This is a genomic window from Reticulibacter mediterranei, assembly GCF_016587455.1.
In genome coordinates this window covers 4,046,361-4,067,582 of the sequence record NZ_BNJK01000001.1, presented here as the reverse complement: position 1 = coordinate 4,067,582, position 21,222 = coordinate 4,046,361, and the positions used below count along the sequence as shown (strand labels likewise).

General features: G+C 54.1%; 17 protein-coding genes. 7 read left to right on the top strand and 10 right to left on the bottom strand.

Features of this window, described 5'->3' with window-relative positions:
• Positions 1–96: 96 nt before the first annotated feature.
• The 4 genes from K3T83_RS17535 (at position 97) to K3T83_RS17520 (ending at position 3,715) form a co-directional block, all read left to right on the top strand.
• A complete protein-coding gene (locus K3T83_RS17535) occupies positions 97–366 on the top strand; it encodes a ferredoxin (protein WP_220204251.1) in 270 nt (89 codons plus the stop codon).
• The gene (locus K3T83_RS17530) at positions 353–1,753 is read left to right on the top strand and encodes an NAD(P)/FAD-dependent oxidoreductase (protein ID WP_220204250.1); all 1,401 of its coding nucleotides are present in this window, start codon (positions 353–355) and stop codon (positions 1,751–1,753) included. The genes K3T83_RS17535 and K3T83_RS17530 overlap by 14 nt, the downstream gene beginning before the upstream one ends.
• Before the next feature lie 43 nt (positions 1,754–1,796).
• Complete coding sequence (locus tag K3T83_RS17525; protein WP_220204249.1) at positions 1,797–3,065, top strand: cytochrome P450; 1,269 nt, start codon at positions 1,797–1,799, stop codon at positions 3,063–3,065.
• A gap of 278 nt (positions 3,066–3,343) precedes the next feature.
• Positions 3,344–3,715, top strand: a complete 372-nt coding sequence (locus tag K3T83_RS17520) for a VOC family protein (RefSeq protein WP_220204248.1) — start codon at positions 3,344–3,346, stop codon at positions 3,713–3,715.
• 208 nt (positions 3,716–3,923) lie between these two features.
• Here the strand turns inward: K3T83_RS17520 and K3T83_RS17515 are convergent, their stop codons facing one another.
• From K3T83_RS17515 to K3T83_RS17485, 7 genes are all read right to left on the bottom strand, one after another.
• A complete protein-coding gene (locus tag K3T83_RS17515; protein WP_220204247.1) occupies positions 3,924–5,201 on the bottom strand; it encodes a universal stress protein in 1,278 nt (425 codons plus the stop codon).
• Positions 5,198–5,830 (bottom strand): potassium-transporting ATPase subunit KdpC, encoded by a 633-nt coding sequence (kdpC, locus tag K3T83_RS17510; protein ID WP_220204246.1) that lies wholly within the window; start codon positions 5,828–5,830, stop codon positions 5,198–5,200. The genes K3T83_RS17515 and kdpC overlap by 4 nt, the downstream gene beginning before the upstream one ends.
• A 15-nt stretch (positions 5,831–5,845) precedes the next feature.
• Positions 5,846–7,996 (bottom strand): potassium-transporting ATPase subunit KdpB, encoded by a 2,151-nt coding sequence (kdpB, locus tag K3T83_RS17505; RefSeq protein ID WP_220204245.1) that lies wholly within the window; start codon positions 7,994–7,996, stop codon positions 5,846–5,848.
• 4 nt (positions 7,997–8,000) lie between these two features.
• Positions 8,001–9,734: a potassium-transporting ATPase subunit KdpA gene (gene kdpA / locus K3T83_RS17500; RefSeq protein ID WP_220204244.1), complete on the bottom strand. Its 1,734-nt coding sequence runs from the start codon at positions 9,732–9,734 to the stop codon at positions 8,001–8,003.
• Positions 9,735–9,787: 53 nt separating this feature from the next.
• Positions 9,788–9,886, bottom strand: a complete 99-nt coding sequence (locus tag K3T83_RS17495; protein WP_220204243.1) for a potassium-transporting ATPase subunit F — start codon at positions 9,884–9,886, stop codon at positions 9,788–9,790.
• Between the two features lie 133 nt (positions 9,887–10,019).
• Positions 10,020–10,493, bottom strand: a complete 474-nt coding sequence (locus tag K3T83_RS17490; protein WP_220204242.1) for a response regulator — start codon at positions 10,491–10,493, stop codon at positions 10,020–10,022.
• Positions 10,494–10,595: 102 nt separating this feature from the next.
• Positions 10,596–11,123 carry a YceI family protein gene (locus K3T83_RS17485; RefSeq protein ID WP_220204241.1) on the bottom strand — a complete coding sequence of 176 codons (528 nt, stop codon included), beginning with the start codon at positions 11,121–11,123 and terminating at the stop codon, positions 10,596–10,598.
• A 778-nt stretch (positions 11,124–11,901) separates the two neighbouring features.
• On the opposite strand from K3T83_RS17485, the gene K3T83_RS17480 reads away from it, so the two are divergent.
• Positions 11,902–14,637: a sensor histidine kinase gene (locus K3T83_RS17480; RefSeq protein ID WP_220204240.1), complete on the top strand. Its 2,736-nt coding sequence runs from the start codon at positions 11,902–11,904 to the stop codon at positions 14,635–14,637.
• On the top strand, positions 14,618–14,986 hold the full coding sequence (locus K3T83_RS17475; protein ID WP_220204239.1) for a response regulator transcription factor: 369 nt from the start codon (positions 14,618–14,620) through the stop codon (positions 14,984–14,986). The genes K3T83_RS17480 and K3T83_RS17475 overlap by 20 nt, the downstream gene beginning before the upstream one ends.
• 177 nt (positions 14,987–15,163) lie before the next feature.
• On the opposite strand, the gene K3T83_RS17470 is transcribed toward K3T83_RS17475, so the two are convergent.
• On the bottom strand, positions 15,164–16,966 hold the full coding sequence (locus tag K3T83_RS17470; RefSeq protein ID WP_220204238.1) for a M3 family oligoendopeptidase: 1,803 nt from the start codon (positions 16,964–16,966) through the stop codon (positions 15,164–15,166).
• A 312-nt stretch (positions 16,967–17,278) separates the two neighbouring features.
• Between K3T83_RS17470 and K3T83_RS17465 the strand changes: the two genes are divergently transcribed.
• Positions 17,279–18,664 carry a hypothetical protein gene (locus tag K3T83_RS17465; protein WP_220204237.1) on the top strand — a complete coding sequence of 462 codons (1,386 nt, stop codon included), beginning with the start codon at positions 17,279–17,281 and terminating at the stop codon, positions 18,662–18,664.
• A 67-nt stretch (positions 18,665–18,731) separates the two neighbouring features.
• Here the strand turns inward: K3T83_RS17465 and rsgA are convergent, their stop codons facing one another.
• On the bottom strand, positions 18,732–19,775 hold the full coding sequence (rsgA, locus tag K3T83_RS17460; RefSeq protein WP_220204236.1) for a ribosome small subunit-dependent GTPase A: 1,044 nt from the start codon (positions 19,773–19,775) through the stop codon (positions 18,732–18,734).
• Between the two features lie 505 nt (positions 19,776–20,280).
• Complete coding sequence (locus K3T83_RS17455) at positions 20,281–20,994, bottom strand: zinc ribbon domain-containing protein (RefSeq protein WP_220204235.1); 714 nt, start codon at positions 20,992–20,994, stop codon at positions 20,281–20,283.
• Positions 20,995–21,222: the final 228 nt, after the last annotated feature.

The following is a 21,222-nucleotide window of genomic DNA, read 5'->3' as shown; positions in this document are numbered from 1 at the left end:
CAAGATCGGGCGCTTTGCCCCTCGCGCCTCACCGCGTGAGGGGCAATGGGATATCGCATGCCGTAGGAAACGCATAAGAACAGAAAGGAAGAGCCGATGACACACTCTCCTCCTGCACCGTCAGGTTCCTTGCGTGTGGTGGTGGATCTCAATCGCTGTCAGGCCTATGCCCAGTGTTGTTTTTTTGCCCCTGACGTCTTCAAGCTCCATGGGCCGGAAGCGCTCTGGTACGACCCCCAACCTTCCGCCGCGCAGCGTGAGCACGTGCTGCGAGCGGCAGCAGCCTGTCCAGTTCAAGCCATCTTCGTAGAATGGTCCAAAGCCGCCACCCGGAAGATCGCAGAGGCACCCCATGAGCAGCTATGAAACCAGGAGCGCATTCAAAGACAGCGGGCGCATCGTGATTGTGGGCGCTTCCCTCGCCGGACTCCGTGCCGCCGAAGCCCTGCGTGCCGAAGGATTTACCGGACACCTGACGCTCATTGGCGATGAACCGTATCTGCCCTATGACCGCCCGCCGCTCTCCAAGGCGGTCCTGACTGGCTGGATTCCAGCAGAGCATACCGGACTACCCAGGTTTGAGACCCTGGCCGATGTTGAGTGGCAGTTGGGCATCGCGGCAACGGGCCTGGACCTTTCCGCCAAGCAGGTCCGCCTGGCCGATGGGCATAGCGTCTCTTTCGACCGCCTACTCATCGCCACCGGCACACGTGCGCGTCCCTGGCCCAACCCGTCTGAGGCGGAACTTGAGGGTGTTTTCACCTTGCGTGGACGCGACGATGCCAAACTCCTCCAGCAGTGCCTGGCCGCCCACCCACGCCGGGTGCTCATAATCGGGGGTGGATTCACCGGGTCGGAAATTGCCTCCGTCTGCTGCGAGTTGGGCCTGCCTGTCACGCTGGTCGAACGTGGGACTGCTCCCCTGGTAGGAGCACTTGGGGGCGTGATTGCTGAGCGGGTGGCCCGGTTGCAGCGCCGGCATGGGGTGGATCTACGTTGTCAGATAACCGTTACCTCTCTTGAGGGAGATGCCCAGGGACAGCTACGTCGCGCACATCTCTCCGATGGCAGCACCATCGATACCGAGGTGGCAGTGGTGGCCCTGGGGGCGATCCGCAATACAGAATGGCTCCGCGATTCTGGACTCGCTGCCGGGACGTTTGGGGTTGGCTGTGATGCAGGGTGCCGTGTCTTCGATATCAATGCGATTGTCACTGATGATGTCTTTGTCGCTGGCGATATCGCGCGTTTCCCGCATCCCCTCTATAATTATCAGTTTCTGGCATTGGAACATTGGGGCAATGCAGTGGAGCAGGCCCGCGTCGCCGCGCATAATATGGTCTGTGTCCCCGCTGACCGCAGCCCGCACGTTGCCGTTCCAGCCTTCTGGTCCAGTCAGTTTGGAGTCAATATCAAATCAGTAGGAGTTCCCTCGGCGGCCGAGGAGGTGATGATCACCCAGGGAGGACTGGATGATGCCAGCTTTGTTGCCGCCTATGGAAAAGAAGGGCAACTGGTCGCTGCGGTGACGTTTAATCACGCCAAGTGGGTGGAGTTTTATCAGCGTTTGATTGAGCAAGCTGCGCCGTTCCCACTCAGTTTTCCTGTTGCTGATCACTCCACGCCGAATTCGCCGGTCCCCGCTGCCTTTCCTGACCCGCGAGTGCCCAACCATGAGGCGACGGTGGTCTTGACCGGGCACGACCCCAATGAACGGCGGGTGCAGTGGATTCCACGTCACCGCCAAACCTAAACAGCAGAGGCACACGAGCGTTCTATGAGGAAGGAGAACTGCTATGTCCCAGGACACCACCATCCTCCGACAAATCTATGATTATGCCAATCGTGCGAACCCCTACCCACTGTGGGCGAAGCTCCGAGAGACCCCCGTCTGTTGGCAGGAAGACGGCCCAGATGAAGCGGGGGCATATGTCGTGAGCACTTATCGCGAGATTGTGGCGTTGCTTCATGATCCGCGTATCAGTTCCGATCTGAGAAAGAGTGTGCAAACCCGGGGGCGACCACGGACCTCCACGGCTCCGTTTTCGTTTATCAGCCTGGACCCCCCGGAGCATGATCGCCTGCGCTACCAGGCGATGCGCCACTTTGGTCCACCAGAGCGTCCAGAGTATCTGGAGCAACTGCGCCCGGAGATCGTGCACCTCGTCACCACGCTGCTCGACCAACTCCAGGGACAGCGCCAGTTTGATCTTATTGACAGCTTTGCCTATCCCCTGCCGGTAACGGTGATTTGCCGGATTCTGGGTGTCCCCCTGGAAGATGAACCTCAATTTCGTGTCTGGGCCACTGCTCTCATCGAAAATATCTCCGCACAGACCGAAGAGCAACGCCGACAACGGGAACAGGCACGTAGTGACCTGAGCCAGTATATGGCCGGGCTGGTCGAGCGCCACCGAGAGCATCCGGGTGACGACTTGCTCTCACGTATGGCGACCGATACTAGCACCGAAGGACGGATGGCGGAGTCTTACCTCGTCGCGACTGCCGGGCTGCTGCTGATCGCCGGGCATGTAACCACCGTGAATCTGATAGGCAATGGGATGCTCACGCTGCTGCGGCATCCGGCGATCCTCGAACGCTTGCGGAACGAACCCAACCTGATCCCCGCAACCGTAGAGGAAGTCTTGCGCTATGAGCCACCAGTTCAACTCATCTCGCAAAGGGCCACCCTCGACGAGATCTCCGTGGCCGGGACGACGATTCCTAAAGGCGTGCTGGTCACGCTGGCTCTGGCGGCAGGCAACCGCGATCCGGCACAGTTCGCGGATCCGGATCGCTTTGATCCTGAGCGGCGCGATAATGAGCATCTGGGATTTGGCAGTGGTATTCATATCTGCTTTGGCGCGCCGCTGGCACGCATGGAGGCCCAGATTGCCTTCACCGAACTCGTGCGGCGTCTCTCTCAGCCGAGTCTGGTCGTGGACCCGCCGCCCTACCGTCCCAGTCCCCTTCTGCGCGGTCCAGAGCACCTGCTCATGACGGTCGAGGAGGTGCGCGAAAGCTTGAGAGCATCTGATCCCTACTACCCTATCAACCTTCAATGACCATGTTGGAAAGACAATCGTGTATGGCAGGGGCGATGGCTGGTCCTCCCCTGCAGAATGTTAGGGATGCATCAACGCATCAACTTTCAATACGTGTCATCCATATCATATGAGTTGGTGTCGTGAGGTGAGCAAGATTGGAGAAGTTTTTTTGAGCATGATGAAGTATACTCGACCTGTTGATCGAGTATATCTGTTCGCGTGTAATACCTTCATCGGTCGTAGTCGACCGATGAGAGTGTCTGCTGGTGAGCATCAGCAGAAAGGATAGAGGAAACATGTTCACGAAAATTGGCACCATCACTGTGGGCGTCAGCGATCAAGACAAAGCCCTCGATTTTTACGTCAACAAACTCGGCTTTGAAAAGATAGACGACCAGCCCATGAGCGAAACTGAGCGCTGGCTTGAAATTGCCCTTCCCGGCACGCAGACGCATATCATGCTAGGTTTGCGTGGTCAAAGTGGCGGCGATAGAACAGGCATGACCGGCTTTGTTCTGCATGCCGACAATATAGAGGAGACCTGCGCGACGCTCAAGGCTCGTGACGTCACCTTTACTCAGGAACTTACGACCCAACCCTGGGGCAAATGGGCCTCGATCAGCGATCCCGATAACAACGAATTTGGCATCTGGGCACCCGCCTGGTAATGATTTAATCAAATAACTCCAAAAGTCGTAGAAAATGGCAGGGGCGATGGCTGGTCCTCGCCCTTCCCAGGCGCGGTGATGGGGCTACTTCAGGCGCGAGGAGGGGACAACCCAGGCGAGGACCAGCCATCGCCCCTGCCATTTTCGGTCCTCCCCACAAATATTAGGGATGCATCAACGTATCAACGAATGAAGATTGACCAGAGCACTATGACATTTCATCTTTGCGGCTACGTGGCACCAGATGAATATCCACTTCGGTATTCAGGCGTAGGATGCGATTGATGATTGAGCCGCGCAACAACTCCTCCCAATGGCTGCGCGAGGGCTGGCCCAGTACAATCTGGGTAATGTGGTGTTCACGTGCGATAGTGACCAGGGCGCGGGCGATATCGCTGCTTTTCGTGCGAATCACCTCTGCTCCCAGGTCTTCGGCCAGCAGCGCATGTTCTTCCAGGTGACGGTGTGCCTCTTCCTGATGCTTACGGGCATCTTTACCATAGCGAAACCAGCGAATCAGACGGCTGGCGAAGGCGGGATAGCCCTCTGGTTCGATAGAAACGGCGATCAGGTCAGCATCTAGACCGTGAGCCAGTCGCCATGCATCGCGCAAGACCTGTCGCGTGTGTGGCCGATGGTCGAAGCCAACCAGCACCTTTTCGCGTGCAGGCCACAACTGCGTGATCTTGTGTTCGCTCATATATTGCTCTAGCTGGGATTGCGTCTTCTGTGCCGTTCGGCGCAAGGCCAGTTCGCGCAAGGCTGTGAGATTGCCCTCGCGGAAAAAGTTGTTGAGCGCGGCGTCTATTCGTTCTGTGGGATAGATGTTGCCGTGACGCATCCGCTGGCGCAGCGCAGTGGGTGAGATATCGATCAGTTCTACTTCGTCGGCCCCATCCAGCATGCGATCTGGCAGAGTCTCGCGCACCTGGATGCCGGTAATGCTGGTGATCAAGTCGTTGAGGCTTTCCAGGTGTTGGATATTGAGCGTGGTAATCACGTCGATTCCGGCATTGAGCAGATCTTCAACATCCTGGTAGCGTTTGGGGTGTGTTGAGCCGGGCGCATTGGTGTGGGCCAGTTCGTCCACTAACACAACCTGCGGATGGCGTGCCAGGATTGCTTCGGGGTCCATTTCCTCTAATATCACGCCCCGATAGTTGATCTGCTTACGCGGAATGATCTCTAAATCGCCCAGCTGCGCCTCTGTCTGGGCACGCTTATGCGTCTCCACATATCCTACGATCACATCGGTTCCCCGGGCCTTGCGCCTGCGCCCCTCGTTCAGCATGGCGTAAGTCTTGCCAGATCCAGCAGCAGCTCCCAGATAGACACGCAGGCGTCCGCGATTCGATCCGGCATGTTCCGGGGCGGCTTCAGCAGATGAGGCCGCCTCCAGATTGTGATCGTGCAGGTTGTAGCGAGTGAGAAGCTCCTCTGGATCGGGGCGTCCGTCCTCGCTTGCGCGAGCATTAGATTGGTTCATGGCTTGAGCTGATCAAGGGCCAGATTGAGCTGCAATACGTTCACGTGCGGTTCGCCAAAGATGAACAGGAAGCGCCCCTGCGTGTTTTGATCGACCAGTTGCTTCACAGCCTCCTGGCTTAGCCCTCGTTCGTGTGCTACGCGTGGTATCTGGAAGTAGGCCGCAGCAGGAGTAATATCCGGGTCCAGCCCTGAGCCTGAGGATGTCACCAGATCAGCTGGAACTGGCACGCCTGGATTCTCCTTCTGAAGCTGCTGCACCCGCTGCTGTACTGAGTCTATCAGATTTTTGTTGGTTGGCCCCAGATTCGAGGCCGCTGAATTGTCTGCGGCGTAGGGTTCGGGCGTCCCGGTTGTTGGATTGATAGTAGCCGATGGGCGACCATGAAAGTAGCGCGGCGAGGTCCAGTATTGCCCAATCAGATCGGAGCCGATCACTTTTCCATTGACCGTATGCAGGCTGCCATTGGCCTGATAGGGAAAGATGATCTGGGCTAGCGCCGTCACGATGCCCGGATAGATCAGCCCGGTTAGCACCGTCAGCAGCAAGGTGATCACTACAGCAGGACGGATGTAAGCCTGGAAGAATGATTGCAAGCGTGTTTTGAAAGATGTTGTAACAGTGTCCATATGTTTGTTCCTTTGCTACGCCAGATGCAGCGCGACCAGGATAAGATCGATGAGCTTGATCCCCAGGAACGGGATAATGATACCACCAAGACCATAGATCAGCAAGTTGCGTTGCAGCAGCGCCCCAGCGCCAACCGGACGATACTTGACGCCCCGCAAGGCCAGCGGGATCAGAGCGATAATAATCAATGCGTTAAAGATGACCGCCGAGAGGACAGCGCTATGTGGCGTCGCCAGCCCCATAATGTTGAGGACGTTCAGCGCCGGATAGGTGATGGAGAACGCGGCGGGAATGATGGCAAAGTATTTGGCGACATCGTTGGCGATGCTGAAGGTCGTGAGCGCTCCACGAGTTATAAGCAACTGCTTGCCGACCTCGACCACCTCGATCAGCTTGGTCGGGTTCGAGTCGAGATCCACCATGTTTGCCGCCTCTTTTGCTGCCTGCGTGCCTGTATTCATCGCCACGCCCACATCGGCCTGAGCCAGTGCCGGAGCATCGTTTGTGCCATCGCCGGTCATTGCCACCAGCCGACCGCCCAATTGTTGCTCTTTGATCAGCTTCATCTTAGTTTCCGGGGTTGCCTGAGCGAGAAAATCGTCCACGCCCGCTTCTCTGGCGATGGCAGAGGCGGTCAACGGGTTGTCGCCGGTAATCATGATCGTGCGAATGCCCATCTTGCGCAACTGCTCGAAACGCTCTCTCATGCCGCCCTTCACAACATCTTTCAACTCGATCACGCCAAGCACACGCGCCCTCTCGCCTTTGAAGTTGCCGGGTCGCACATCGGCGACCACCAGAGGCGTGCTGCCCGCCTTTGCAATCGTGGTTACGATCTCGTCCAGTTCGTCGCCGCCCTCGCCTCCATTCTCTACAACATAGGATTTGATAGAATCGGCCGCGCCTTTGCGGATGGCGTGGGTGCCTCCGTCGCCGTCGAGATCGACGCCGCTCATGCGCGTCTGGGCCGAGAAGGGGATGAAGGTTGCGGGAAGGTGCGCATCTTCTTGCATTCCGTAGCGCTCCTGTGCCAGCGTGACGATTGAGCGGCCCTCCGGTGTTTCGTCGGCCAGGCTGGAAAGCATTGCGGCGGAGGCCAGATCATGTTCGCTCACACCTTTCAAGGGAACGAAGCGGCTCGCCATGCGATTTCCTAGCGTAATCGTGCCGGTTTTGTCCAGCAACAACACATCCACGTCTCCGGCAGCTTCCACCGCGCGCCCGCTCATTGCCAGCACGTTGCGCTGCACCATACGATCCATTCCCGCGATGCCGATAGCGGAGAGCAGGCCACCGATGGTGGTTGGAATCAGACAGACCAGCAGCGCAATCAGGGTAGCGACCGAAACGGCGCTGCCCGAATAGATGGCGAACGGCTCCAGCGCTACGACGACGATCAGGAAGATGATGGTCAGGCTGGCGAGCAGAATGTTCAGGGCGATTTCGTTCGGAGTCTTCTGGCGCGAGGCACCCTCTACCAGCGAGATCATGCGATCCAGAAAGGTCTCACCAGGGTTGGCCGTCACCTGCACGATGATCCAGTCGGAGAGGACGCGTGTTCCACCTGTGACGGCGCTACGATCGCCACCGCTTTCACGAATGACAGGAGCAGACTCACCAGTGATGGCCGATTCATCGACGGAGGCAACACCTTCTATAACCTCTCCATCGCCGGGAATCACATCGCCTGCCTCCACCAGCACCAGATCGCCCTTGCGCAACTGTGGCGCAGCCACCTCCTCTATCGGACCGGAGCGATCCGCCCTTGTCAGACGGCGGGCAATTGTCGTGGTGCGCGATTTGCGCAAGGTGTCGGCCTGCGCCTTACCGCGCCCCTCGGCCATCGCTTCGGCAAAGTTGGCGAACAATACTGTGAACCAGAGCCAGATGGTTACAGCCAGCACAAAGCCCGTTTCGGGTGCGGGGCCAGTGAATAGCAGACGGACAAACTCGATAGTCGTAATGACGCTGCCAACCTCGACAACGAACATGACTGGATTTTTGGCCTGCCAGCGCGGATCGAGCTTTTTAAAAGAATCGATGGTAGCGCGACGAATGATGGCGGGATTGAAGATGGAGACGCCGCCCTTGCGCCGCGTTTTCCAGTTCTTGGTTGCCAGCGTCTTTTCTTCCTGTTGCTGTGGTTCCAATATCTCTTTACTCATCTGCTTAATACGCCTTTCCTGCAAGCATCTGCAAATGCTCAACGATTGGTCCCAGAGCGTAGGCCGGGAAGTAGGTCAGCGCCCCGACGATGATCACCACGCCGATCAGCAAGACGACGAACAACGGCCCTGTTGTGGGGAAGGTTCCCAGGCCAGCCGGGACGATCCGTTTGCGCACAAGCGAGCCAGCCAGCGCCATCACTGGCACCACGAAGGCAAAACGGCCAACCAGCATGGCAAAACCAATGGTCCAGTTGTAGAACGGCGTATTGGCAGAGAGACCGGCGAAGGCCGAACCGTTATTGCCAGTGCCAGAGGTGTAAGCGTAGAGCATCTCTGATAGACCATGCGGCCCAGGATTGAGGATCGAACTGGTACCGACTGGGAGGACGCTGGCAATTGCTGTGAAACCCAGGATCGAGGCGGGCAGGATTAGAATTGCCAGGGCCGCCATCTTCATCTCTTTCTGTTCGATCTTCTTGCCCAGGTATTCAGGCGTGCGTCCGACCATCAATCCGGCGATAAAGACGGCCAGAACCGCGAAGATGAGCATGCCGTAGAGTCCAGAGCCAACGCCGCCGAAGATGATTTCTCCTAACGCTATGTTGGTTAGCGGCACCATGCCACCAATCGGCGTATAGCTGTCGTGGAAGCCATTGACTGCACCACAGGAGGCATCAGTTGTGATCACTGCGAAAAGGACCGATTGCGTGATGCCGAAGCGCACTTCTTTCCCCTCCATATTGCCGCCCGCCTGCGTAGCTGTGATCTGCTGGTTCGCTCCAACCTGTGCTAGTTGAGGATTGCCAGCTTGTTCGGCTGGAAGCGCAACGGCCACGCCCAGCACAAAGATGAGCGCCATCGCCGCCCAGATTGCCCAGCCCTGACGCGTATCGGCGGCCATTTTGCCAAACATATAGACCAGCCCGGCGGGAATTGCGAAGATGGCGAGCATCTCGATCATATTGGTCAGGGCGTTAGGATTTTCAAAGGGATGAGCGGAGTTGGCATTGAAGAAGCCACCGCCATTGGTGCCGAATTCTTTGATAAATTCCTGCGATGCGACCGGTCCCTGAGCGATGATCTGGGTTGCTCCATCAAGCGTGTGTACAACCGTATAGGCATTGAAGTTCTGCACCACACCTTGCGAGACCAGAACCAGCGCTCCCACGATAGAGAAGGGCAACAGGATGTACAGTATACAGCGCGTCAAATCGACCCAGAAATTACCAAGATGTTGAGTGCTGCGGCGGGTTAGTCCGCGTACAAAGGCCACAGCCAGAGCAATACCGGTGGCAGCAGAGACGAAGTTATGGAATGCCAGCCCCATCATCTGCGTTAGATAGCTCATAGTCTGCTCGCCCGTGTACGCCTGCCAGTTGGTATTGGAGGTAAAGCTGGCGGCAGTATTGAAGGCAAGTTGCGGCTCGACAGCTCCAAAGCCTTGCGGATTGAGCGGCAACCATTGTTGCGTTCGCTGTTCTATATAGAGTAGCAGCATACCAGCAGCACTAAAGAGGAGCATCGCGATGGTATACTCGTACCATTTCTGTTCTTTTTCGGCATTGATGCCGCATAATCGATAAAAAAGACGTTCTACGGGAGCAAAGACCGGGGTGAGCCAGGTACGCTTACCGGAGAAAACATTCAGCATGTACAGGCCCATTGGTTTTGTAATTAATAGTAACAGGACCAGATAGGCAAGCACCTGTACGACACTATTGACCGTCACAGGCATAAAAATCACCTCAATCAAGCGAAAGTGCGAGGTTTATCAACCGCGCTCCCTACTTAAAACTTTTCTGGCGCTAATAATGCGAACACCAGATAGACAATAGTAGCCAATGCTACAAGGCCAACCAGCACATATTCAATCAGTGCGCCGCTCATTTCATCACTCTTCCACTTCTCATAGTCGTTCGCATGCCAGCGTAAAGCCAGCAAGAACGACGAAGAATACAATGATGACGACGATAATCAGCAGGTCCAACATCACACATCACCTCTCTGCCGTCTGGAAGCATCATGATATCTGGTCATTGATAGCCTCCAGCGCTGTTTTTTTGGCGGTACGACGCTGCTCTGCAACCTCAGAGACGAGGCGTAAGAGTGCGTCCATCGGGAAAGGTTTGGGGAGATACGCCAGGGGATGAAACTCGGCCAGGCGGTTTGGACTAACTCGAACTGCCGAGAGAACCACGACCGGCAAGGTGGGATTGCGCTCATTATGCTGCTGTAATTTCAGATAGCCTTCCTGTTGCGCAATGCGTAATATATCCCAGCCAGTGCGGTCCGGCAAATTGATGTCTAAGATGACGAGATCAAAGCCATTGCTCAGATGCATTTGCAATTGAGCCAGAGCTGCTTCCGCGCTATCTGCTATGCTTACCATATGACCGCGAACTTGCAGATTACGCAGAATTAGCTCTCGCAATATCTCGTTATCTTCAACCAGCAGAATATGAGTTTGCCGTTGCGTTGTTTCCTCTCCTGACATCTCTTTCGTTCCTCCTCATATAGAGAGTCTATGCCAGAAGAGGTCAATTGGGGCTAAGTGGGTGGCAAAAAATGCTCAAGATTTGCTCAGGAGACGAGAACTCTACTCGCTCTGAATAGCTTCGATGCGCAGTTCGATGCGCGTCTCGAAGCCGATCAGGGTGATGCCGGCCTCCAATATCTGAGTGAAGCTCATATCAAACATTCTACGGTCAATCACAGCTGAGGCGGTTAGCCCCATCTTCCAGCGGCCTATCATCGGATCGCGAGCATAGCCGGTAAAATCTGTCTGAAAGCTTACCACGCGCGTAATATTGCGTATCGTTAGATTACCAACCACAGCACCACTTTTGGGACCAGTGCGTCGCACACGGACGCTCTCGAATGTGATGGTTGGATATTTCTCTACATCGAAAAAGTCTGATGAACGAAGGTGTCCGTCTCTCTGTGCTATCCCTGTATAGATGCTGGCCGTGTTGACCGACGCCCTGACCCATGAATTTTCGGGCTGCCTTGTATCGAGATGAAGCGTGCCCTGTACTTCATCAAAGTGACCCTTGACAAGATTGATGGTGAGATGGTTTACAGCGAACTCAACCAGCGTATGAGCAGGATCAATTTCCCATACCATAGAGAAACCTCCTTGTGGATCGAGAACCTTTTCTGCAAAAGGACCAACTGTTCCTACATGAGTAAAGTGGGGATTGCAGAGAACGAGGTTCTGATAGAGCGTTGAACGTCCATCGCAAGTACATTCAATAGATAGAATTACCAGGATGGAGTATGCAGCAATGTGATTCACTTATTGACTGACAAGGAAGTGTAAGCGAATCGATAGAAGAGGTGAAATAGTTGCTGCTACCGATTCATGGCATGTGATAATGTGTAGCGATGCCGGGTGTATCTCTGTTGGCGCTGTTGTGCGCCCTTTCGTTGAGCGTGGTGATCTCGGCCAGGTATAGCTTTGTGTAGGAAATCACAACGTACCAATTCTAACATTCCACTCTTCTCCGTATGTACTGAAAAATAAGAAAAATAGCAGACGCACCTGTCCATACTATACTGCAAATATCGTTACAAGTATGTGCTGAAAAGGGGACAAAAGAATAAATGAACAGGTGTACTCATCATAGGGTTGGCACTTGCCCCTGTCAAGAGAGGGAGGCACATTTGAGCATAGTCGTAATAAGAAGAATGCACATTAGTACTATGTATTCACGAAGTACTGTATGAGAGAATTCTGTTGAGAAAACATGCTGAACCATAGTTGAATATGACAGATACCTATGATATGCTAGGCAAGTAGAGCTGCATGTGGTTATATGTGATCGCTATTTAGCTCAATTGCTCGAATATATATGGATTGCGCCTCTTGCAGAATAGTGATGGAAAAAACGTGAGGGATTGTGATGTCGTCAACCTCGACCTGGAGTGGTCCTGAATCCTACGCCGATGATGGCTATCCAGCATCGTTGCTCAAATATCTGTTACAACAAATGATGGTTCAGTTCGCTGCTCAAGGGGCATGTCTTGCGTTGCTTGATGAAAGCGTTGGTCAGATGAGAGTACAGGCCCACGTACGCCAGCGCGATCTGCATGCATCTATTGCTTCTCATACTCCCCTGACGCCACCGGGAACGGGGCCAGGAAGTATGCGGCGGCGCATGACTGTGCATCTTGAGCATGATGGAGCTGCCTCTCCCACTCGCCGCCAACGCTCCGCCCCTCCATCTCTAGACGATCTGGAGGATGTCGTGCCGCAGCTGTGTTCGCTGTTTGCGGTGGACTCCACCTATCCCAAAGGTCAGGATATCATTGGTTTTGCCTGGCAAAAGAACGATGCGTTCATCATCAACAGCCACGAGGAATACCTGGAGATCTTTCACAAGGGGCAGGCCGATGCTATTCAAACTGACATCACGCCTTCGTCCTATCTGATTATCCCAATAGAAGAGCCGATTTTGCTGGCGGAGGTGCATGGACAGGGGCAACCTAGCTCTCTGCTGGGTGTGATGGTATTGTATCAGATGACGAGTGGCATTGGTGCAGGCTTTCAACCCCGGCAGCGTCAGGAGGCGCTTCAGGCGGTGGAGCGGGTGGCGCTCTATCTACAAAATGATAGGTTACAGCGTTCGCAGCATCGCACCTGGGAATATCTGCAATTGTTGCAAGAGATTAGCACAGCATTCCCGACGACGGTGAGCCTCGCCGACCTTGTCGAGAAGATGCATCGCTTTATTAAGCAGGTCGTGAACGCCTCATCAATCCTGCTCACGCTGTATGATCGCGATACAGAGCGCATTTATGATATATTTGCCGTCTCGCAGGACGAACAGATGTTGGGCCTTGCCGATCAGCCAACTGTTTCAACGAAAGAGGAGCGTCCCGTCTGGTGGCAGGTCACGCAACAAGAGAAACATACCCTGCAATTTTCGCCATCGCACGACGAGCAAGAGGCCGAGCAATATCATGAATTGTTGGTTGGAGCGTGGGGAGATCAGCGACAGGCCGAGGCTTTTCTCCTGTTGCCCATGAAGATGTTCAATCGATCTGTTGGCTCTCTGCGTTTGAGCAGCCAGCGCGTGCGGGCATATGGACCCGAAGAGGTGGAGGTGTTGGAGACGATGGTGCAGATCGTCACGGTCGGTATCGAGAATGTGAAGCTTTATGAACGTGACCGCCAATTGCTCCACGAGGCAAAACAGCGAGAGGCACAACTGGCAGGCATTAACAGCGCTCTGCAATCCGTGAGCGCTGTTCTCAACGTTGGCGAACTGCTGACCAGTTTTGTTGAATCGGTGGCAGAGCTGGTGCATGTCGATCTGTGCGTATTTTTCCAGCTGACCCAGAACAAAGAGGAACTGGTGGCACAGGCGATGTATGGCCTTTCCAGCGCGACCTTGCAGGACGATGGCAGCAATCTACCTGCTATCGCACCGCCACGCAATAAAGCCGAACATGACGAACTGATCCGCATGATTCGCCTCCCCTTCAAAGATACGTTTTTGGAGCAGATGGTCAACGAAGGTGGCTTCTTTTATCTTGAGGCCAATCAGTTGGACGATCTGGCGCAGAAATGCGATGAGGGCGGTGCCATCTTCTTGCGCGAAACGATCTTGCAGCCCTCTATTCCAGGCCGACAAATGCTGGTGATTCCCATGACCTATCAGACTGAACTTGTGGGGCTGCTTGGGGTGCCAACTCCGAAGGGCGTGCGCTTCTTCCGTCCCAAAGAGGTTGGGACGCTGCTGGCAATTTGTGCGCAGACGACCAGTGCGATTCGCAACGCGAACCTCTTTGGAGAGCGCGAGTTGGCCTATGCCCAATTGGAGCGCATGGATAAATTGAAGGATGAGTTTATTGTCACTGCCTCTCACGAACTACGTACTCCGCTGAGCGCGATTATTGGCTATACCAGCCTGTTGCGGCGGCAGAGTGCGCGCATTTCTCCACCGCAGATCTTGCGTTTTGCCACGAGAATTGGTAGTGCTGCTCAGCAATTGCTCGATCTGGTGTCAAATATGACGGTGGCGGCACAGATGGGGGCGGTCGATAAGAAGCTGGAGTTGACGATTGCTCCGGTCCAGGTGCTTTCGGCGGCTGAGATTGCGGCCAGCATGCTTTCGATGAGTGCCGAGCAAAAGATCATCAACAGTGTTGATCCCGCATTGTGGGTAAGCGGCGATGCGCTGTATTTCCGTCAGGTCATTTCCAATCTGCTCGAAAATGCCTCCAAATACTCGCCGCCAGAAAGCCAGATCACTCTCTCTGCTGAAGCGACGAAATTGATCGATATTCAAAATCTTTTGCCCGAAGATCAGATCGATCACGCCGCAATGGTGGAACAGGAAAATATGCCGATTGCGCTGATCCGAGTGCAGGATCAAGGCGAGGGCATTCTACCAGAGGATGAGTCGAAGATTTTTGAAAAGTTTGTGCGTGCGCCCCGCTCGTTGACGACGCCAGTTCGCGGTTCGGGTCTGGGTCTCTATATCTGTCGGCGCTACGTGGAGGCAATGGGTGGACGGCTCTGGTTGGAGAAGAGCATTCCCAATAAAGGTTCGACCTTTACATTTTATCTGCCACGTGTTGAATCACCAATTGAAACAGGAGAATATGAATCAGGTGAGCATAAAAAATCGTGATATTCTCGTTGTGGATGATGATCCAATTATCCGCGATATGATGGTGGATATATTGAGCCTGGAAGGATATGCACCCCAGATTGCTCGCAATGGACGTGAAGCACTGGAAAAGCTGAGTAACGATGGCCGGTATCTGGTCTTTCTCGATATGTTGATGCCTGGCATGGATGGGCGCGAAGTCTGCTTGCGCCTCGCTGCAGAACCTCAGAAGCGCAAACGTCACGTGATAATTATTATGTCTGCCCTCGATAATCTAGTCGAGGCAACGCAGCTCAAGGCTGACGCCATCATGCCCAAGCCCTTTGCCGTCGAAGATATTTTGCGCACCATCGAGCCGTTTATTGAGTAGCAAGCATCGAAATTATTTTATGCATTAAAATGATAGGCGGCAAATTTGGGATGTAGGGTCGAATATGGGAGGGGCGATGGCTGGTCCTCGCCCTGGTTCATCATACGCAAAATGCGCAACACGGGCGAGGACCAGCCATCGCCCCTCCCATATTCGGTTGTATGCGAAGGACGCACGTTATTTTTGAATTAACGCTTCAAACTGGTCTATATCCTGACGAATAATCTCCAGGCTCGCGCGCCAGAAATCCTCGGTGCGCAGATCGATCCCGAAGCGACCTGCCAGCGTTGCGGCATCGGCCATTCCCGTTGAGGAAAGCAGATCGTCATAGCCTCGCTTAAATGTCTCTGGATCTTGCTGGTAGCGTGCGTACAATCCCAGCCCGAAGAGCAGGCCGAACATATAGGGATAGTTATAGAAAGAGCGGCCTGTACTGTAGTAATGTGGCTTCATGGCCCACATATAGGGATGGAGCAGCTCCTCGTCCAATCCATCGCCGTAGGTTTCGCGCTGAGCTTCCAGCATCAAATCGTTCAGCTCATCGACGGAGAGTTCGCGCTGTTGTCGTTTCTCAAAGAGGCGCTGCTCAAAAAGGAAGCGGCTGGTGATATCCACGACGATCTGACAGGAACCCTGAAGCGATGCCTCCAGAATCGCCAGTTGCTCCTGCTCATCAGCTTTCTGGAGCGCGGCATGGCGAATGATGGTTTCGCAGAAGATGCTCGCCGTTTCTGCCAGCGTCATTGGGTGGCTGCGTTGTAGAGGCGTGCGGTGTGCCAGATTGACATTGTGATAGCCATGCCCCAGTTCGTGCGCCAGGGTGCTCACGCCGCCAAAGACCGGTTTGTAGTTGGCGAAGACGCGCGATTCCGTGCCACGCAACCCCGTACAATAGGCACCATCGCGTTTGCCGGGACGCGGTTCTGCGTCGATCCAGTGTTCCGCGAAGGCGCGGGCGGCGAACCCGGAGAGGCGCTCGGAGTAGGTGCCAAATTGCTCCACGATAAAAGCGGCTGCCTCGTCAAAGTCCCACGTCCTGTTCTCGGTTCCAATGGGGGCGAAGAGATCGTACCAGGCCAGACGCGACACGCTCAGCACGCGCGCTTTGGCATGCAGATAGCGGCGGAAGTCGGGGAAGGATGCCCTGGCTGCACTCAGCATGGCTTCTAATGTCTGGCTATCAATGCTATTGGCGAACAAAGAGGCTTCTAAGGCCGATTGCCAGTGCCGATGGTGGGCGAGAACCTGTACCTCATTTTTGATGCTGTTCATCGAGGCCGCCAGAGGGAGCGCGACCTTTTTCCAGCCCGTCAGTTCTGCCTCATATGCACGGCGGCGCACATCGCGGTCGGTGTCGTAGGCCATGTTGCGTACGGCACTCATGGGCAGCTCTTGCGTCTCGCCATCTACTTCTACCGCGAGGGTTAGCTGTGAGGTAATGTTCCCATGCAGTCTGGTCCAGGCTGAGCCGCTGCTTACGTTGAGTTCGGCGGCCAGCGACTCTTCGGCGGGGGACATCAGGTGCGCGGCTTGCTCTTTTGCTTTGCGTAAGGCGTAGGCATGCTCTTGAGCCAGCATTGAGCCTGCAATCAAGGCTTCTACATCCAGTGAACCAAGCCATGCAGTCATACGTGTAGAAAGCTGCGAGAGGACGACCAGGGAACGCTGTAGTTCGCTCATGCGCGCCTGTGCCAGATTGTCGTGAGAGTTTGTATTCACGAAGCAGCTAATATAGACGCTGAGAGTCTTGGTGCGGTCCAGCACTATATTGAGCTGGTTGGTAATCGTCTCAAAGGTCTGGATGACCTCGCTATCAACCGTGAGATTGGGGCGTTTCTGTATGTGGTGCGTGTCGAAGCTGCTGGCAAGTTGCTGAATATCCTGAACAATAGCGGCAAAATCCTGAGCGAACTCAGGGGAATCGAGGCCGGGATAGACGACGCTCATATCCCAGTGAGGCAAGGTCCGGGTTGTGGTCACGAAGCGAGATCTCCTTCCAGATATATGAACTTTAACAACAAGTCGTAGTCGTTAAAGTTCATTCGTCTCAGCGAGGGCAAAGACATAGCCTTGCCCGATTGCATGCATTGTAGCATGATATGCGCGCATACGGAAGGAGACGAGGAGCAGGAGATCGTTTTAGTGAAGAAAATCCTATAGTGGGGTGCATCTATCCTATATCTACTGCGTATGTCATTGCACATCAGCCTGATTGAGACTGTATAATAAGGAGAACACGGTGTATGTTTAGCATACTTGTAGCATGAGAAACTCTTAATGAAAGATATGCGTATGTTTGACCAGAATAATCAAGAACATGAATCTTTTGATGATGAGCAAGAAATAGAGATTAGCGATCTATCGGAAGGATATAAGACTGGTAAAGAGCGGCATGGCGCGACGACCAATGTCCGGAAAATAGCGCTGTCGTCGCGCTATACGCCGCAACAAAAGCGGCGTCGAACCATCATCATTAGTTCAATTATACTTGTAGTGCTCAGTGTTTTCCTTGTGAGCATGTTCCCTATGCAGACACTCTTGCCAAAGCTGTTGCCATCAGATAAAAAGCAGATGTTATCTGGCGACAACCTGTTCTACTTTCCAGAATTCCCCTCATGGGGCGAGTTTACGCTGGATGGGCAGTCGCTGAAGTCCGCGCCGATGACCGATAGCGGGCCTCCCATTGCGATCACTCGTGGCACCCATGTTTTGCAATGGCGTGGCGAACCGTTTGCCCCGTTGCAATGCGAATTGGTTGTGCCTCCGGTGGTCTCATATCTACAAAAGAATTGTATTGTACGTCCAGGTGGTGCCAACGAATATACAAAAGATGCCTGGATCATTGCTTTTCGAGACAGCCCCTCCCTGGAACAGTTGCCGCTGAACGAGCAGAAGGCGCTGAAACATGTGTTGCAAGATTTGCTGGATAAGCTGGAATCAAGTGAGATGGTCCAGGTTGGTGAGCGATATAGTTATCAGCAGAACGGCCAGGCGTTTACCGCGAAGCAGCCGCTCCAGGCCACTCAACGCTTCGTGCTGGATACGAATATCGCGGCTCTTGGCGCATGTAAAGGGCCACGTTTTGGGGCTGATTGTACGAATGGAGGTAGCAGTGATTGTCGGTTGCTTTGTACGCTCAACTGGCCGATACGTATGGGAGATGCAACGATGCTGGGCTGGCATATCGCCGCTGTGGCGCGGCAGAATTGGGAGTATACGCCGCAAGATAAACAGGTCTCACGGACAGGCGTTAATACGCCGGGCGATCAATATCTTGTCACTTTCCAGGTGACGAGAGAGCACAACCAATGGCACGCCGCATTTCATCCACAGGGGGCCAGCCCTTTCGATGATCCGAACTGTATTGGCCTGGTTGGTCAGCTGACATCTTTAGGTGAATATCAGCAGCTGGAGGAGACGCAGCAACGCATTACCTGGTCTTTTTCTTCGGGCAGTAACCGCGCCTCTGGCTGTCTCGCGACTGGTTCGGTACAGGGTGGAACGTCGTTGCAATTGCCAGCATCCAGCGGGAACAATGTTTATCTTCTCTATCGCTTCAACCAACTTCAAGCAGCCAGCGAGCCAGCCCATCTCCTCTGGCCGACGCTCCCTTTTGCTGATAAGCATGTGCAGGATGTTGCAGCGCAGATAGCCAATCACGCGGTGTTTGTCTCATAAATTGGACCTGCGGCAAGTTATGAATTCTTTGCCACAGGTCCAGTTTTGAAAAATGAGACGATGAGTGCTAGCGTTCTTCTTCGGTATACATGCGAACATAGCTACGATGGCGACGTTCATCAATGACTTCGTCCTGTACCGCCTGGAGGATTGCGCATCCTTCTTCGTCAATATGGACGCAATCGGAGTAGAAGCACTCTTCCAGGTATGGGCGGAACTCCACGAAGCACCAGGCCAGTTCTTCAGCCGGGATATTCCAGGCGGCCAGTGCGCGAATACCAGCTGAATCGGCCAGCCAGCCGCCGCCGGATAGCGGATAGAGTTGTGAGCCAGTGGTGGTGTGCTTGCCTTTGCCCGTTGCATCGCTGATCAGTCCGGTACGAATCGCCATGCCCGGCTCCAGCGCGTTGACCAGCGAAGATTTGCCCACGCCTGATGGCCCACTGAACAGCGTGGTATGCTCTTTGAGCAGGGCACGCAACTCCTCAATGCCCTGTCCGGTTTGCGTACTCGTCCACAAAACCTGATAACCCAGTTTGCTGTACAATGTTGCCGCCTCTTCAACATCTGCACTGTGTGGGAGATCCATTTTGTTCATGCAGATGAGTGTCTGAAGACGAGCCGATTCGCAGATTGCTAGATAGCGGTCCAGCAGGCCGAAATGTGGTTCGGGTTGCGCTGCCGCCAGGACGATCACCACCTGATCGAGATTCGCCAGCAGCGTTTGCTGCATCACTTTCTTCGCAGTCGAGCCTGCATCTTTGCGCACCAGGGCGCTTTGACGGGGCAGGATCTCTTCGATCAGACCCGTGCTGGCGTCAAGTCGGCGCAATTTGACATGGTCGCCTACGGAGAGTCGAGCGGGAGGAGGTGTTTCACTACTGTCGCGTTTTTCGATACGTTCGGTACGATGGTACTGGGACGTTGCCGGGAGCTTGTCGGGGCGTGGGCGCGTTTTGCCGGTAGCCTTCGCTGATTGGGCCTGGGCAAAGGCTTTTTTCAGCTTGCCTCGCAGTGTACAGCGCAGGATGCCATCGTCGGTATACACGTCAAAGATGCCATGCGCACCACTTAATACTGTGCCGGTGAGTATTGCCGGATCATCAATCAATGCTCTTTTCCCTCCAGAGAATAAAAAAACACGGTTTATGGAACTTGTTGGGGAGTTAATCTACCGTGTGGAGGGAGAAACCTGTCGTGGCAAGATAGACAGGCATGCGGAATGTTGTTGCCTGACGGAACTAGCGCGTGCCAGGTACCTGTCATTGCAAAAGGATGGAGGGAACCTGGCCGGGCAACCTGTATCCGTCACCCCTGCACAGAGTAGACAAGGTGCATCCAAGCACGAAAAACAATGTTGTGTGCTTTCCCATAAATCTGCACCTCCTCGAAACTGGCTGAGCCAGAATTTGAATGAACAATTTCTCTTGTACAGAATACAAGAATACATCCAGATTGTCAATATCGTTTTTTACGTGTACTGCAAAACGAAACATACGTCGGCAGTGACGTGAAGGGCGGCGTTGTGGCACTGAGGAACGTCATTGGTTCGTCATGTTTGGCTTTATTGTGTAACGGCTTTGTTATTGGTCGCGTAATGGCACCAGTTGTAATGGCTATCGGTCGTAATAGAGAATGCGTCCGCAATTTGTACAGGTCTGTAACTCTGTGCTGATCCGTACATGCTGCAATTCGCTGGGCGTTAAGATGACGCGGCACCACTGGCAGGAGTTTTGCTCCACTCTGGAGATAGCTCTGCCCTGTTTGGTGCGCCTCATCTTGTCATAACGTTCGACTAGTTGTGCTTCAATGGTAGAGGTTAATTGCCCTCGCTTTCGCTGTAGCTCCTGTAAATGGGCTTCTAACTGATCGCTCCGAGCGATTAACGAGGAGCTTTCCTGTTTCCAGATCTCTTCTATTCCCTGGAGTGCTGTCAGCTTGTGCCGGGCCATCTCCTGCAATGACTCGACGTTATCGATGACTTCCAGCACCCGATCTTCCTGACGCCCCTGCTGGGCGCGCAGGTTTTGTACCTCCTGTTGAAGCGATTGCAGTTCTTTGGCGTTCACTACTGTCCCGTTATAGAGACGCTGTTCTTGCGTCTTCAATCGGTTGGTAATGTCTTCCAATGCCCATTCAGCCTCTTTCTGGGCCTGTAGTCCGGCCTGAACTTGCTGTTGTGCCGCGTGATACTCCGAACGTAGTTTCTGTAGTTTGCGGTCTCCCTGGAGGGAATTGCGGATTGCCTGCTGTTCGGCTGTCAGACGATCTAGATCGAGGTCGAACTGTTGTAGCTGGAACAGTATCGCGGCTATCTGTGTCGTGCTCATGGATAGACGGCTTCCTCCTTTCAGAGCATACGACATCAATGAGGTTAGAATTCTATTGTACTTCCTTTACCACGTGCCTGCAATAGTTATCTTGTACAACAAAAAACGTCCAGTTAATACAATATTTGCCAGGATTTAACCTGCTGTTTACATTTTTGCTTGATTTTGCGCTATACTGTCTAACAAATTTGGCAATTGTGTCTGGCTCATGAAGCCAGCCATATGATA